Source organism: Mesorhizobium sp. M0771 (assembly GCF_040320155.1).
Classification (GTDB): Bacteria; Pseudomonadota; Alphaproteobacteria; order Rhizobiales; family Rhizobiaceae; genus Mesorhizobium.
Genome location: NZ_JAMYPC010000034.1, coordinates 1 through 15,510 on the forward strand (window position 1 = coordinate 1; position 15,510 = coordinate 15,510).

The following is a 15,510-nucleotide window of genomic DNA, read 5'->3' on the forward strand; positions in this document are numbered from 1 at the left end:
CTTGCGCGCGCGCTTCAAAGTTAGAATCTGGGTTAGAGTCTAAGTTAAGGGCGCGATTTCGGCTTTGCTTTCCCAGGGTTAGGCGCCGTTTCGGTTCCTGATAGCACGAGCCTGCGGTTCCCGATGGCACGATAGGTCCGGTTCCCGATAGCACGAGGCCGTCCACAGGCCTTCCACAGGAGCCGATCCGCTCGAAGGCAAGCAGAACCCGGCCGCCAATCTCCACTTCCAGCGCAAGGGTGTAGCCGGGCAGCGGCTGGCGGCGGATGATGTCGCGCAGCTCGAAGGCAAAGCGCTTGTAGGGCGACAGGCTGCCGGATTTCTGGTGAAGGTGCAAAAAAATCAGGCGACAACTTTGGTGGTCGAGGGCGCACATTTTGCGTCGGCACAGCACTCGTCAGCCAAATAGCCGATCAACGCATTCATGCCGGGATAGTTGGCGCGGCAGATCAGCGTCGTCGCCTGACGCTCCTGGGTGACAAGTCCCGTATCGACCAGCCGTTTAAGGTGATGCGACAGCGTTGAAGACGGGATCTCGAGTCTCTCCTGGATACTGCCGACCGGCAGTGCTTCGTCCCCTGCCCTGACCAATATGCGATAGAGCTGGAGCCGCGTCGGATTTCCGAGACTTTCGAGCTGGGATGCAGCTTGTTCGAGTTTCATGGAAATAGGAATAACCGTGGCAGCTCGCAGATCCCGCAGTTCCTGGACCTTCGGATGATCGGCAGATGTCGAATCGGGGAGTGGCAGGCCCGAGGGATTGAAGATACGCACCTCGGCACCCAAACGGCGCAGGATATACGGGCAGCCTCCTCCGGAGCGAGCCGGGAATAGGACCGTTCGCGCAAAGATCCGTAGAGCATCAGCACGCGCGGTTTGTGAATGGAGCGGGGCGCGTCCAGCAGAGCCTGCATTTCGATCGGCCGAGACTGCTCGTCGTCGACGTTCGGCAACGTGTCATCGGCCGCGTGGTTCTTTTCAGCCAATGCGCTTACCCTTGTTGTCGACCACGACTTCGCCATCCTCTTTCACGAACGGCCCGATATCGGGATTAGGCAGGATGTCGAGAACCGCTTCCGAGGGCCGGCCTGGAACCACGCCAAGAGGTGTGACCACGATCGGCCGGTTGATCAGGATCGGATGCGCCAGCATGAAATCAAGGATTTCGTCGTCGGTCCGCTTGGGATTGACCAGATCAAGTTCGGCATAGGGCGTGCCTTTCTCGCGCAGCAAATCGCGTGGTTTCCGTGGCGGCGATCAACCCAATGAGCTTTTCTCGTGATGGCGGGGTTCTCAAATACTCGATGACTTCCGGTGTCTCGCCGGATTGCCGGATCATGGCGAGCGTGTTGCGCGAAGTGCCGCAATCGGGATTGTGATAGATGGTGACGGTCATTTTGCTGCTTTCATTGATGTGACTGGTTCGGGCTCGGCGAGCAGCCATCCGGCCAAGCCATGGCGACGCTTGCTCCGCAATTCGGCAACGATAAACCCCGGCACGCGACTCAGCCCGATCGGTGACGACCTCGACCGCGGCTGCTGGGTCAACGGGCCCAAATGGCTTGGCTAATCGGCAGAGGCGATAGCGGCATGGGTTTGCATGACGGGGTTCTTCTTGGAACCGCGGTCTACGGCCTCTGCATTTGGCCGACATTCTTGCGAGCCTGCCAGACGTTGCTCTTTTGAAGCGCTTGCGCGCAGCCGCCGATTGGCTCGGCGACATTGCCGGCGCCTTGCTCCAAAAGGCTTGCGCCAAAAGCGCCGCGCCGACGGGGCGCCGGCTGCGCGTCGATGGCAGTTCGATCTCGCGCCCTGGCAGTGCCGGCACGGACTGGCGGGTGCATGCCACCTACGAACCGGCGCTCGCACGCTTCACGCATCTGGAGATCAGCGACGTGCGCGGGGGTGAAAGCTTCTTGCGTGTTCCGCTACGCCAAGGCGACATTGTTGTTGGCGATCGCGCCTACGCCCGCGCTCCATCCCTTGAAAAGGTGGTGGCGGCGGGTGCCGACTTCATCGTGCGCACGGGCTGGACCAGTGTTCGGCTGACCACGCCCGACGGGCAACGGGTCGACTGGAACGCCATCTATGAGCCCATGCAGCCTGGTGAGGTTTGCGAGATCAACGTGCTCGTGGAGCATTCGGGTCGCAAGGGACGAGGCAAGCGCCCTTGCCGACAAGGCTCATCGTCAAGCGCAAGGATGAGAAGGCCACGCAAAAGGCCCACAGGCTGCATAGTCTCCTGCGTTCTGAAATCCTCAACGCCATGCTGATGGTGATGCGGCCGGGAAAAATCCTCACCCGCGTCACTGAAATCATTCGTCACGTCTGCGATCCACCAAGACGGCGCAAAAGCCAATCCGCCGCTGCAAGAAGCGCCGTCTTGGTGTAAAGTTAGCGCTTATGGGCTCTTCTCTCACCCCAGCAGGTGCACGCTATCTTTTGAGATGTGGAGGCGCTGAGCTTGCGCACCGCTCACAATCCACCCCAACGACGGCTGCCCCGATAGCCAATCCTATTGTTCGCGCAGAGCCCGACCCATGGCAGCGTAGACCGGAGCGCTAAGATATTCCCATGCTGACCTCGCTCCAGTCTCGATCATCACTTGTGTGTTCATTCCGGCTTGCAATGCCACGGGCGTTGCCTTCAGGGACTGAGGTGTCAGAACGATGCGAGCTGCATAAAATGCCTTGCCAGTGCGCGGATCGACCAGCCGGTCTGCTGAAAGGGTGCGGACATCACCGTTCATGGGCTGCTGATACCGCCTGCCCACCGCGCTGAGCCAGATGGTCGCGTGCAGCCCCACTTTCACCTGGTCGACGTCGAGCGGGTCCACGTTGGCAATCACGACGAAGTTGTCGTCGACGGGCACGATATCCATCAGAGGATCGCCTGCTGCTATCACCCCGCCAATGGTGTGAATCTTGAGCCCCACTATGGTGCCTCCGATGGGAGCGCGGATCTCGGTTCTTGTCATCACGTCATCGGCGGCGGCTATTCGTTGAGCGGATTCATATATCTTGGCACGCACCACCCCAAGCTCAGCGACAATGTCGGCCGCCGTGGATGCGTTAAGTTCAGCAACCTTGAACTTCGTCTCCTCCATTTTTTGCCTGGCAACGCCAATTGACGCGATATAGCCGCTCAGGTCGCCTCCCACATCCGCCTTTTCAGTCTCCAAATCTGTCAGGCGCGTCCTTACCACCAGCTTCTTTTGATAAAGGGCACGAACATCGCCTAGTTGCTCCTCGATCAACTCCAGTTTCCGTGTGGCCGCAGCCACCTGCCCTTCATAGCCCTCTATCTCCTTATGCAGGCTTCCGGTCGTTTGCTGCAGCAAGGAAAGTCTCTCACGAAGCAAGGTCTGACGTGTTCGAAAGATACTCTCCTGGCCGGAAACAGCCTCGGCCGCCATTTTACCGGGCTCCTTTAACTCTGGCGGAATCTCGATTGAGTCCTTGCCGTCTCTCTCGGCGATCAACCGTGCCTCGGTAGCTTTCGCCTCGTACCATTGCGCCTTGATCTCGTTCGCAGCGGCCGTAGAAGCAGTGCTCTGCAGTCGTACCAGGACCTGACTTGCCGATACGCGATCGCCCTCCTGAACCAATATCTCGGATACAATCCCACCTTCGAGATGCTGCACTGTCTTTACGTTTGAGGCTACCTCCACCAACCCGTTGGCCACAATGGCGCCCTGGATTGGAGCCGCAACAAGCCACATGCCGGTCAGGGTCGAAAAAATTGCGATTATCGCGAAACCGAGAACAATGAAGTTCTTACCAAAGGGCGCAGGATCGTCTCCGGGTTGTTTGGCGCCAACGGCGAGCGGGACTGTCACTTTACACTCCGCAACTCAGTTTTCACGGAACGAACCGCGCGCTCCGTGGGATCGGAGAGCTCAGGCGTTCGGCCGCCCAGGATCAGCGTCCGGTCGATCAATCCGACAAGACGGTTGGTTTGTCCCGACATGGTAATGACTACCGAGCATCCCGATCCCTTCATGACTTTCACCGCTGCTTCAAGCGCCCTTCTCGACGAACTGTCAAAATTGGCGAATGGCTCGTCCAGAACGATAAGTCTCGGAGCGCGAAACAGCGCCCTTGCAAGCGCAATCCGTTTCCGTTCGCTGCCAGACAGCCCGATCGTGTCGTCAAGCACTGTGTCATAGCCTTGGTCCAGGCGAATAATAACATGGTGGATTCCTGCTATTTTTGCAGCAGAAACCACATCATCGATGGAGCTTTGTTGAAACCGGGCAATATTCTGGGCGACGGTTCCCTCGAACAGTTCGACCTGCTGTGGCAAATAGCCAATGGCCTCGGCTCTAACATGATCCGGAAGCCGAGTGACGTTCATGTCTCCCAGGCGAACCTGTCCGGTTCGTGGCTTGAGCAAGCCTATCAGGAGGCGGGAGAGCGTTGTCTTGCCGGTAGCTGCGCGCCCGATGACCAATAGCAACTCGCCTGGCGCCAGCGACAGCGACAGTTTCCTGAATACGTCTTCTCGCGATCCCGCGTGCCTGAACGCTACTTCATCAAGAATTAGTGTGCCGCGCGAAGTTCCAGGCAGCAAGGACGGGTCCCCGTCCGACGGCCTGGCCAGGTCCGCCTTGATTTTGGCGTATCCTTCGCGCGCCTCGCGGAGGCCTCTGAGTTCCCCAACCGCCTTGCCAACCATCCTGTAAGCGAAGTTGACTATGAGTCGGGCTGCAAATATCCCCCCTAGCGACGCCTGGTCGTTCAGGAACAGCCATATGCCGGAGGCCAGCAGAATAATGTAGAGGCTACGATTTAGCACCCGGATCGCGGCATCCAGGCTGGATCCCCAAGCATTAAGCCGGTCTCTTTGCAGGAAGCCGTCCGCCCGGCTCCTACCCCAGCGCCCGGCGATTGCGTCCGCCATTGCAAAGGCACTAACAACGTCCTTGTGCCGCTCCGCCGAAACCAACACCTCTTTTGCCTGCTTGGCGGCATCGCGTTCCGCTTGACGGGGTTCGCGTGTGAACTTTTCCTTCAACAGGCTCATACCAACCAGCAAAACGGTAGCTGCCAGCGCGATCAGCCAGAGAACCGGATGGATGAAGTACACACACAACAGGAAAATCGGTGCCCAAACGACATCCAGCCAGGCAGATAGCCCGCGTTCAACAAAGCTGGAGACCTTTTCGATGCTGGCCAGAAGCGGCGGATTGGCTACGCCTGACGTCAATCCGGCTTTCACGGAATGGCTGGTCAACTGATGCTCGATCCAGACACTCCAGCGCGAGAGCATGCGACGGCGAATGGTTTCCAGTGCGACGCCGGCTACCAGGGCGAGCAAGGCAGCCAGGGTCAGGATGACAAGGGTTTCAACGCTGCGGCTCGAGATGACCCGGTCGAATATCTGTATGAGATAGAGCGGGCCGGCAAAGCGCAAAACATTGATAAACACGCTGAATACCACCAGAGCCGCAAGGCCGGGTATCGACTTTCTCCACATTTCGCTGAGGGGGCCGCTATACCGACGCCTGCCTCGTGTGTTCATCGGGACACCGTCTTTCACGCGCGTCCAAGGGGAGCGTGCTGATCAGAATGCTCATTGAAGAGGCCAGAGAAATTCATGATCACCGCATCAATGTCATCATGAGCATCCAACGGCGGCGCCTCAAGTGCGTTTTGCAGAGGTCTATCGTGATGATCGGCCGCCTCAAACATTGACCAGGTTTCGTTCAGCAGGTAGGACATCCGAGCAGCCGGGAGCGGAGCGCAGCCGAGGGCCTGCACGATGCCGCCGAGCGACGACTTGAGGGCACCGCGGCTTTTTGCCAGCACTGCTGCCTCTACTATTTCCGCGGGCGCCTGCACCGACATGAATGTGGGGATAGAACCCTGGGAACCCTGGGAAGGCCGCTCAGGCAGAGTGACCAAGATGCTTCCGAATGGACTGGGCCACGTCGCCAGGCTGCCATTGGCATTTACTTCTCCCAGTTCGGCTACAATCAACTCGCGCGCGACCTTTGCCAAGAAATCAATCCGGAGTTGGTGAGAATGGGCTCGATCCACGCCGAGCGGCATGGCTGCCTCCGACGATGCCGCAATGCGCCGCAGGTACGGGTTGTTGCTCTGTCCGTTGGACAGTTTTTCCGCAGCGCGGGCCCTAAACACAGGACCGAGCGCGCCATCCTGGAGATCCCACGGGGAATAGCAATGCAGCCCGGTAGCTTCCTCAGCCTCTCTCACCCCAAGCGGTGATCGGCCAAGTCTGCCGCTGATGGCCAGCACCTTGTGGCCGGCAGCGCGCAACGTATCCACTCCACACTTTGCACCCATCGCGTCGTAGGACGCGAATATTGTGCCAAGAGCCATGCTGCGAAATGATTCCGCCAGAATTAACTCGGACGTTTCCTTCTGCTGCAGCCCGTCGGCAATCTCGATGACAGCAACGTCGCATCCATTTTCGGCTGCATGGTTCAGCAGGCGGAAAGCGCCCTTTTCGATCATTTCCACTGAGGCAAGATAAGTGGTTGCAAACCCGGCGTCGGTGAAATCAAGAACGATGTCAGCGCCCGCATCGCGCACAATCCAGGTGTCGCCACCGGACCCAGTTCCGGTAATCTTCAGCGCGGCAACCTTAAGCCCTGCTCTTTTGAAACCTCTTACCAACGACGTCGCCGTCAATGTCTTTCCCGCGTTCATGGATGTTCCCAGCGACAGGACAATCGGCAGAGAGGGGCGAAGGTCGTCGGAGCTGACCTTGTAATCCCAAACATTCAATCGGCGACCGAACTTGTCCCCGATCAGTCCGAGAGGGGTGATCTTCGTTGGCGCGATCATGCGATCATGTCTGGAAAGCTCACACGCGGCGATGCCCCCCCCCGCCACTAGGTCACATGGTCCGAGATCAGGGCCAATAACAGCTTCGAACTGGTCCGGTGCGTATCTGTTTCCATAGCAAATGATTATCTCATCGCCCGGAAACATGATCGCCTTTCTCCCGTTGATCAGCTCCAATCTGCTGTGATTGCCGAGTTTGTCCACACGAGCCAGGACAAGATCGCCTGCGACCGGCTGCAAGGAACCTGTGATCAACGTGCGCATATGCGAGGCCGCGACCCGGCGAGTCGCGAACGAACGCTTGGCTTTCTTCATGCGCCCGCGCTGAATTCTACAAACAGACATGATACCCACCCCAACACTACTTCAATTACGCAGTTCCAGTCTTTTTATTTAAAACTTAATTTGAGATTTATTTTCCTCTGGCTTCAACCTCCCTTTATTTTTTTGTTGCCTTAACCATTAGCTAACCATAATATAACTGAGGGTTGCGCGCAAGCGATGGAGGCAGGAACCTTTCGTAGAGCAGACGGAAGGTTAATTCGGGGGGCAAAATGTATGGCTATAGTATGCCCAGTTGGGGAATTAGAGCCGTTTGAGATCACCGGGTTCAAGACGCTATCCGGCCTCAACGTGTATAACGCGAATACAGTCGTTAAATTGACGCTGAATTTAGGGCAACTGGCTACTGCCCGCGTGTCCGGTTTTTCTTCCGGGGCTTGCTCAGTGCTTGCCGGACTGTTTCCGGAGTGCGAGCAGGATGCTTTGGTGCCCTCGTATCTAGCTGATGCGATCCTGGTCGCCGACCTCGAGCTTCGCCGCGCGATGAATTTTTATACGTTTCCAACTGTGGCCACGTTGGTGAGCGATCCGTCCGAGATCAATTCAGTGATCGTCTGGGAGTCGGACGACCCGCAAATGTCGCGAGCGGCCGCGGCGGCTGTCGTTGATGCGGTCAGCGAGGCAACGCGAGATGGGAATGCCACATCGAAGTATTGCCTCGCACGGGAATTGAACCTGGAAAGAGCAAAGAAACGGCGACTTTCAAATTCGACCGCAGTGCTGGTTGCGGCCGCCAAGAGGAACCGCATCCCGTTCGAGTTTGTTGCGCGCAACCACCTTCGTCTCGGCCAAGGCAAGAACCAAAAGCAGCTCTTCTCAACGATATCCGGTTCGACATCGTTTGCGTCGGCGAAAGTGGCGCTGGACAAGAGGCTGGGCAACAGGCTTTTGGCGCAGGCCGGCTTGCCCGTACCGCGCCAGCTTACGGTTCGCAGCAAATCCGAGGCGGTCGCTGCCGCCAAGCAGCTGGGCAAATCTGTGGTGGTGAAACCCGCCCAAGGCAATCAGGGGCGCGGAGTTTCAGTCAAGCTGCGGGGACGCCGCGCTGTTGAAGCCGCGTTCGACATAGCGTGCCAGGTGGCTCAGTCTGACCGGTATGGCGTGCTGGTAGAAGAGTTCATCGCCGGCCCGGAGTATCGAGCGACGATTGTTGATTTTCGTGTCGTGGCGGCAGTCCTATGTTGCCCGCCGCAGGTTACCGGCGACGGCGAAAAAACGCTGCGTCATTTGATCGATGATTTGAATCGGGAACCCGACAGGGACGGCAGGCGTCTGTCGCCTCTCGAAATCGACGACGACCTGCTTAGACACCTGTCATTGCACCATCTTACGATGGAGACTATCCCGATTGCCGGGCAGCAGGTGGTTCTGCGACCAAACGGTCACCTCGCACGCGGAGGCATACCGGTTGACGTTACAAACTCCGTCCATCCGGACAATCATAAGCTATGTGAACGTATCGCCAGGGTCATTGGGCTCAGTATTGCCGGGTTGGATCTGATCATGCCCGACATTGCGCAATCTCACAAAGATGTCGGGTGCACTGTCATCGAGGTGAACGCTAGACCAGGGATTGAGTTTCATCTTTGGCCGCGGGCCGGCACGGCAAGGGATGTGAGCGAGATAATCCTGGCCAATATGTACGACGATCCGGCTTCATCGGAAGTTGCCACGGTGCTCGTCCTTGGCGACCGGCATACCAGCATGGTGGCAAAAGCAATCCAGCACCGGTTCATGGCAGAGGGGCGGAGCATCGGCCTCTTGTCGAAGAAAGGCGCCTACATCAACACCGCACCACAAGAATTCAGCCAGCGAGCAACACCGCAAATGCTGGCCAGGGATCCTTTATTGGAAGCGCTGGTTTATGCCGCTTCTCCAGCAAGAATCTCGGAGAACGGTCTTGGTCTGGGCGCTTGCCACGCCGTGTCGGTGACGGCGACGGACGTCGAGAATTGCGAGCTTCTCAAAAACCTGGCCAAAGCAGTTTTGAACGCCGGCAACCGTGGCTATTTTATAGTCGACAATGAGGATTTAGTATCCCGCCAGGCGTTGTCGGCGCTGCCTGTTGAAAGATTGATTCTGACAAGTGCCGAGACTGAGCTTGGCCCTGATTTGCGGCGACATCTACAACGCGGTGGATTGGCTCTATCGATGCGGTGGAGCACCGACGGGTCCGGAGCCAAGATGACGCTTGCATCGGGATCTGGCGAGCTGGTTGCGGAACCTGCCACGTTTGCGTCGCGACCGCCGCAGCTCAAGGCTGCCATGCATGCAATGGCAATTTCGTATCTGGCAAAACGGGATGCATGGTTTGATGAGGTGGAGTCGCCACCTTCGAATCGACCTTACGCAAATGGAGTTCACCAGCATGCAGGAGTTTCTCTGCTGAGGTAACAAGGGAGTAGCGTTCATGGATACTGTTTCAGCAACTGCGACATCAAATGTTTCCCAAGGCGACGCGGCAGCACTCGTTGCCTTGGCCTTGCAACGCACCAAGAACAAGGCGGGGGAGCCTAGAACCCGTGCAAGGATGTCTTACAAGACATTCAGGCGCTTGACCGGGCGTCGTATAGGGGGGGCAAAATTTGTGCGGGAGTTCACTGCGGAGATGGTGAACCTGGGCTGGCTGATGGTCCGCATGCCGTCGGCGTATGGCTTCGTGCGCGCAGCGTCGCTAGACAAATGGCCGCTCACAAAATCGAATGCGGTCGCGCAGGAACTCAAGCTGATTAATGAGGGGGCAGTGGCTGAGGCGTTGGACATTGCTCGGCAGGAACTGGGTGAACCCGGTCACGTGGGCAAGTTGACAAACGCTTATGCCGCGCCAATTCCGCGGAAAAAACCAGGCGCAATGGACAAATAGATCGATCTCGGCGGCCTTGACCACCAGAAGGCTTCTGTCGACGCAAACGGTCATCTCAACCAGGATGGAGACCATGGCAAACAAACAGACACTCCCTGAAGAAGTTCGCGAACTCCCTAAACTTAGCATGAAACCGATCGAGGAGATTGACAGCATGCAAATCTCCACCGCACTCGGGAAAAATCGGCCGTTTGTTGTACGAGGCTGGGTTAAAGCCTCCGACGGTTGGGGCTTGGATGACCCCAAATGGGCGCGGCATACCGGCCAGGTTACGCTAGTTCCAGGGGACGACACCACGGTGTCCGCTGCATCCTATGTCTTACGCAAGAGCGGGATGACTCGCGAAATGACCTTTCAAGAGTTGTTCGAGCGGATCCTAGGCCAGGGGAAATGGCAACCACTGATGGACCCCAACGAGCGCTACTACATGTTTGGTGGAAAAGTTCCCAGCAGTCTTCTGGAAGCATTGCCTTGGCCAAGCGATCTGGAGTTCATTGGCTCGTCTCCCTATGTTGCTTCCGAAGGGGTTACCGCCAAGGCACACTATGATCATTGGTATGCGTTCCTCGTGCAGCTACACGGGACAAAAGCGGTCAAAATGTTTCCCCCTTGGGACTATAGTTTCATCTATCCGGAGCATGAAAAGACGACCGACAATCCCAGGCGAGCGCTTGTGGATTTGAATAATCCCGATTTTAACCAGTTCCCCTTGCTGAAGCAACTGCATGGAGAGATTGCCGTACTGAATGCAGGTGACCTTCTGTATATGCCAGTCGATTGGTGGCATGAGGTTGAAACTGCGGGATTCTCCGTCAGCATCAACCGGCGTTTGAGACGGAGTGCGCTGGACTGGGCCGGCGCTCTGCTTATATTTGGATATTCGGTCCTGCAGGGCGCATACCGTCACGGGATCGAACCGATCCCTAGCAAAGAAATTAAGGGCCTGGCCACGCATGCCTATGATGAGTGGAAGAGCGACACCGGCAAAACGCAATACGATCAATGGTGCGGATACCTTGCCAAGTTGGGGCGGGACCAATCGAAATCGTTGCGGATCCCCGAAGATTTCGGCGTCCTCATGGCGCAGTGGTTGCAGACTGAGCAAGAGCCAACGAACGCAGAGTTTAACGGGCTCTCGCATCCCACGGCTGGACTTCCTGTTCGGCAGTGACCTGCATTCCGGCTTTCGGACCATTGGGAGCTGGAAATTTCCACTGAGTTGAAAGTTTTCGGGAGCGCAGATCGCGACAGGCTGATGAGGGACGGCGGTTGCGGAGCATCGTTGGTTCACCGGACCTGAGCTCGGCCATGACCTTCGCTGCCCTCGAGCAGTGGGCGAGGCAGAGCGGGCCGCTCGACGTCTACTATCCGCTTGTGCTATCCGCTTGGTGGCCTCGCCACCTTCGGATCGACCTCACAGGAATGGAGTTCACCGCAGGGAGGAGCTTCTCTACTGAGGTAAAAGGGAGTAGCGTTTATAGATATGTTTTTCCAACTGCCATCCACACCGACTGTTTCGCGAGTTGATGCCGCGAACTCGTGGATTTGGCCTTGCAACGCAGCAAGAGCAAGGCGGGAGCCTCGAACGAGGATGTCATACAAGAGATTCGGGCGCTTGACCGGGGACGCTTCGGTGCTGGGAGGTTCCGAGAGAATTCACCACGGAAATGATGAACCTGGGTTGGCTGATGATCCATATGCCGTCAGGTTACGGTTTCGTACGCGCAGCCTCCCTGGACAAATGGCCGCTCACGAAATCGAACGTGGTCGCGAAGGAACTCAAGCTGATCGGTGAGGGATCGCTCGCGCAAGTGCTGGACAATGCACGGCGGGAGCTTGGCGAGGCGACCGACCCAAGCAGCGGGCGCCCTCAATGGGGCGACCCGGAAGAAGAGTGGTCCGATAGGCACGAATTGACGGAAAAGCGGTAGCGAATATCCTCAGGGCAGCGGTTACTGCTTTGCGTACGGGTATGACGGCGAAAGCAGTAACCTCTACAGGGGAGTAAATATGGCGACTGGCTCTGTTTACGTCTGGGAGCCATGTGACTCCGACTTTACCGGCGGCCGCGTTCATCTGGCCAAGGTCGAATTGCCATATCTCTCGCAGCGCGCCGGAAGGCGCGGCCTGCGTGGGCGGTACGTGGACGTAATCAGCCATCCAGGCATGGAAGAGGATTGGCCGACAGGCCAGATGGGCGAAGTGTCGCCCGACGAAGACGGCAATTTTTCTTTCCAGCCGTCTGGCGGTGGCGTTTGCGGTCGGCTGGAAAGCCGCGAGGCCGGCGCGGGCTTTGGCCAAGTCAACGTCTACTACCACATCTCCATGATGAGCCAGCGCATCAACGATGTGCTTCGCTCACTTGGAGTGGGCCCCCTGCCGAAAGTCAGGGCGATCGTCAATGCACGTCGGCCGAAGCAAAGGCCGGGCAGTTCTGAAGAGACCGGCAGGTGGGTGCCGGTCAAAGGGGTCAGATATCGTTACCCGGCAAGAATGGAAAATCTCGATGATTTTTCAATTCCCCTCTGCGGAGAGTTGCTTTTTGGACCGGGGCATGGGGTCACCGCGGAAGGGTGGCTGCCGCGAATATCAGGCGGCGCCTATCTCTGCGACCCATCCCACGACGCCGGCATGATATACCAGGCATTCGGGCTTCACGTCGTGCGTCATACCGCTGACGTGCAGGCCGACAGGTTGCGTACACCGCGTGCCGCGTTCAGCAGACCGGGCGCCCTGGAATATGCCGTGAGCACTTACCTGGCGGCCTCCATGCTGTCGACCCCGCACGTGTGGTGCTGGCACGCTCGTCACGATGCCGAGTTTGTGCCTGCGGGCAGCCTTGCGAATGACGCTCGCATTGACGATGACGAAGTGCAGCCGCAGGAGGCGCTGGTCGCACAAGCCGTTGCGGGGGCGATATGGGATCTGCACAAGGCATTTCTCGGGCACGAATTTGCCTGCATAGAATTGGTTGTTGGTGCCCTTTTGGAGCTTGGGCGACTTTCCGACAGCCTATTCGACCCTTCCCGCGTCAGAACGATCGCGATCAGATCATCACCACGCAGCTTTGCCTCGTGTCTGCTTCACGCGGACCGCGTGAGGTCCGGCGGCCTTTATGAGAGGCTGATCCGGGAAATCTTCGAGAAGCGCGGGATAGCCTTTAGCTCGCCTGTGACCAACATGCTGAGTGCACCTTCGGTTCTGCCTCTCTCCTCTCGTCTCAATGGGTCTGACGAGGTTCAGCGCCATGTTGCCAAAATTCGCGAAAGGTTTGCGGAGGTCATAATTCCGGATGATGGGGATCTCATCGACCCGAACCAGCTTGAACTGACGCTCTCTTCATCCACCCGCACCCATTACCATTTGGCGGCGATCGGAGATGTAATGACGGGGATGCGGATGCGGCATCGCATCCGCAGGTTCGGCCCGGACTATTGCTTCGCCTGGGTCCGCCCGATCCTCAGCCGCTGCGCTCTGATTACAGGAAACCTCGAAGGGCCGTTCTCCTCGGGTTCCGAGAAGGAAGAAACCACGCGCAACCACTCTTACAAGGTCGATCCCAAGTCTGCCTCAGTCCTGCGCCGCGCCGGCTTTGCTGCGATGACTGTCGCAAACAACCACATACAGGATTGTGGTCGAGATGGTGTGATTGAGACCCTTGACACCCTGGAACAACACCATATCAGGCCGTACGGTGGCGGAAGAAACCAGAGCGTGGCGCACGATCCCGCGATCTTTGACGGCACAGATATCCGTGTCGGACTTCTCGGCTATTACTGGAATCGTCGAACGGCGGCGCATGGCGATCTCCCGGGCTCAGCACAAGATCTACCGGAACTGGTCGAGCGTGACCTTGCAAGGCTGCGGCCGCTGGTCGATCGGATCGCCGTGATGGTACATTGGGGCGTACCATACCAGCGCCAACCTTCCGAGGAAGATCGCATGAAAGCACAGCTTTTCATCGATATGGGCGCAGACGCGGTTATCGGCCATCATCCACATATCCTCCAGCCGGTCGAGATTTATAAAGATCGCCCGATACTGTACAGTGTCGGCAATTTCGCCTTCGGATCGGGAAACAGCAAGGGCGAGTCTATCTTGCCGTGCTTCCACTTTGGCGCGAGCCAGATAGATTTAGATATATACCCAGTTTATGTTCAAAACAGAGATCCGCGCCTCGACTACCAGCCAAAAATAATGGGAGGGGCGGCCGGCCGAGCGACGATCGATCGGCTGCTCGATTTGTCGCCTGGACTGGGCGGTGCAATAGCCGATGTCCAGGACAGATGCCTCAAATTGTCTATCCCGTCGCGCTGAGATGATCGGACCGCCCTCGTTGGAGCCGAGTCGTCTCTCTCCAACCAGTCATAGCGAGTCGGGAAAGCCGTCCTTCGATAAGCACCAAGTCCCTATGACTGAAACGAAGTCTTTACCGGCCGGGCGGTTTTAATTTGTTTAGAAGTCTCTAATGAAATATGGCATCATGCTAATCGTCATAAGGAGGGGCAGGTGCGATTTCTGATCCGTCTGTTGGCTGCGGCGGTAATGGCCTGCAGCCTGATTTACTCAGGCCCGGTGCTTGCCTGGAAGGTGGGCAAGGGTACGACCACAGCAACCATCAACGGGACGAAGCTGACCGTCTATACCTATCACCCCAAGAGCTGCAGCAATCCCTCGATCCTGTTCGTCTTTCATGGGGTGAGCCGAACGGCCTCTTCCTACAGGGACTATGCGCAGCCTCTCGCCGATCGAAATTGCCTCATCGTCATGGCGCCGCTTTTTGACCTGGAAAGATTCCCAGGCTGGAGCTATCAGCGGGGCGGCATAGTAAACAGCGGCGCTATTCAGCCGCGGGATCGATGGACTGTCTGGTACGTGAAGGGCCTGGTGAACTGGGCGAGGTCGCGAGAAGGACTGCCGAACGCGCAGTATTACCTTTTCGGGCACTCCGCCGGCGGCCAGTTCACGTCTCGTGTTGCCGCATTCGCCCTAGCCGATGCGAAAAGATTGGTGGTTGCCAATCCGTCCTCATATGTTTTGCCCTCGCTGGCGGAAGCCGTGGCCTATGGGCTCGGCTGCGTCTCCTCGGGATGCGTCTATACGCCGGATCAAGCCGCCCAGGAGATGAAAGCGTATCTGGCCTTGCCGCTGACGATCTATCTTGGAGAGGACGATACAGGCGATGCCGAGCTGAACGAAGGTGCGGCCGCCATGCGCCAAGGGGCGACGCGGTTGGAACGGGGGCAGTACACATACGAGTTGGCGCAAGCTGTCGCTACCGCCAACGGGTGGCCCTTTAACTGGCGTCTTGTGATCTTGCCGGGCGTCGGGCATTCGGCAAGTGATATGTTGGGTTCGGATCAGGCAGCGAGCGCATTCGGACTCAAATAGCGGGATCTGCGGTCCTGTAGCTCGGCAAGATGTAGATACCTCGATGAGCGAGATAGCCTAGCGCGAGTCGCTTGGCCAAAGTTTGCGCAGCCTGCAGCGGAA

General features: G+C 57.7%; 11 protein-coding genes and 2 pseudogenes. 7 read left to right on the top strand and 6 right to left on the bottom strand.

Annotated elements, in window-relative coordinates; all coding sequences use genetic code 11:
* From NKI05_RS30360 to arsC, 3 genes and pseudogenes are all read right to left on the bottom strand, one after another.
* Nucleotides 1–343: pseudogene (locus NKI05_RS30360) on the bottom strand (replication initiator protein A); the annotation flags it as partial.
* Nucleotides 343–663 carry an ArsR/SmtB family transcription factor gene (locus tag NKI05_RS30365; RefSeq protein ID WP_352794016.1) on the bottom strand — a complete coding sequence of 107 codons (321 nt, stop codon included), beginning with the start codon at nucleotides 661–663 and terminating at the stop codon, nucleotides 343–345. The gene NKI05_RS30365 and the pseudogene NKI05_RS30360, both read right to left, overlap by 1 nt.
* Before the next feature lie 315 nt (nucleotides 664–978).
* Nucleotides 979–1,396: pseudogene (gene arsC / locus NKI05_RS30370) on the bottom strand (arsenate reductase (glutaredoxin)).
* A 442-nt stretch (nucleotides 1,397–1,838) separates the two neighbouring features.
* Between arsC and NKI05_RS30375 the strand changes: the two are divergent.
* Entirely contained in the window at nucleotides 1,839–2,273 is a 435-nt protein-coding gene (locus tag NKI05_RS30375) for a hypothetical protein (RefSeq protein ID WP_352793986.1), read from the top strand.
* Nucleotides 2,274–2,515: 242 nt separating this feature from the next.
* Here the strand turns inward: NKI05_RS30375 and NKI05_RS30380 are convergent, their stop codons facing one another.
* From NKI05_RS30380 to NKI05_RS30390, 3 genes are read right to left on the bottom strand one after another with little or no spacing between them, the layout of a single operon-like run.
* The gene (locus NKI05_RS30380) at nucleotides 2,516–3,838 is read right to left on the bottom strand and encodes an HlyD family type I secretion periplasmic adaptor subunit (RefSeq protein ID WP_023723907.1); all 1,323 of its coding nucleotides are present in this window, start codon (nucleotides 3,836–3,838) and stop codon (nucleotides 2,516–2,518) included.
* Nucleotides 3,835–5,523 (bottom strand): ATP-binding cassette domain-containing protein, encoded by a 1,689-nt coding sequence (locus NKI05_RS30385; protein ID WP_352794018.1) that lies wholly within the window; start codon nucleotides 5,521–5,523, stop codon nucleotides 3,835–3,837. The genes NKI05_RS30380 and NKI05_RS30385 overlap by 4 nt, the downstream gene beginning before the upstream one ends.
* 14 nt (nucleotides 5,524–5,537) lie before the next feature.
* On the bottom strand, nucleotides 5,538–7,127 hold the full coding sequence (locus NKI05_RS30390) for a hypothetical protein (RefSeq protein WP_352793988.1): 1,590 nt from the start codon (nucleotides 7,125–7,127) through the stop codon (nucleotides 5,538–5,540).
* Between the two features lie 243 nt (nucleotides 7,128–7,370).
* Between NKI05_RS30390 and NKI05_RS30395 the strand changes: the two genes are divergently transcribed.
* The 6 genes from NKI05_RS30395 to NKI05_RS30420 all read left to right on the top strand — a co-directional run bounded on the left by NKI05_RS30395 (nucleotide 7,371) and on the right by NKI05_RS30420 (nucleotide 15,408).
* A complete protein-coding gene (locus NKI05_RS30395; protein WP_352793990.1) occupies nucleotides 7,371–9,548 on the top strand; it encodes an ATP-grasp domain-containing protein in 2,178 nt (725 codons plus the stop codon).
* Between the two features lie 16 nt (nucleotides 9,549–9,564).
* The gene (locus NKI05_RS30400) at nucleotides 9,565–10,017 is read left to right on the top strand and encodes a hypothetical protein (RefSeq protein ID WP_352793992.1); all 453 of its coding nucleotides are present in this window, start codon (nucleotides 9,565–9,567) and stop codon (nucleotides 10,015–10,017) included.
* A gap of 73 nt (nucleotides 10,018–10,090) precedes the next feature.
* Entirely contained in the window at nucleotides 10,091–11,188 is a 1,098-nt protein-coding gene (locus NKI05_RS30405; protein WP_352793994.1) for a cupin-like domain-containing protein, read from the top strand.
* A gap of 496 nt (nucleotides 11,189–11,684) precedes the next feature.
* Nucleotides 11,685–11,948 carry a hypothetical protein gene (locus NKI05_RS30410; RefSeq protein WP_352793996.1) on the top strand — a complete coding sequence of 88 codons (264 nt, stop codon included), beginning with the start codon at nucleotides 11,685–11,687 and terminating at the stop codon, nucleotides 11,946–11,948.
* 79 nt (nucleotides 11,949–12,027) lie between these two features.
* On the top strand, nucleotides 12,028–14,334 hold the full coding sequence (locus NKI05_RS30415; RefSeq protein WP_352793998.1) for a CapA family protein: 2,307 nt from the start codon (nucleotides 12,028–12,030) through the stop codon (nucleotides 14,332–14,334).
* A 192-nt stretch (nucleotides 14,335–14,526) separates the two neighbouring features.
* Nucleotides 14,527–15,408, top strand: a complete 882-nt coding sequence (locus NKI05_RS30420; protein WP_352794000.1) for an alpha/beta hydrolase — start codon at nucleotides 14,527–14,529, stop codon at nucleotides 15,406–15,408.
* Nucleotides 15,409–15,510: the final 102 nt, after the last annotated feature.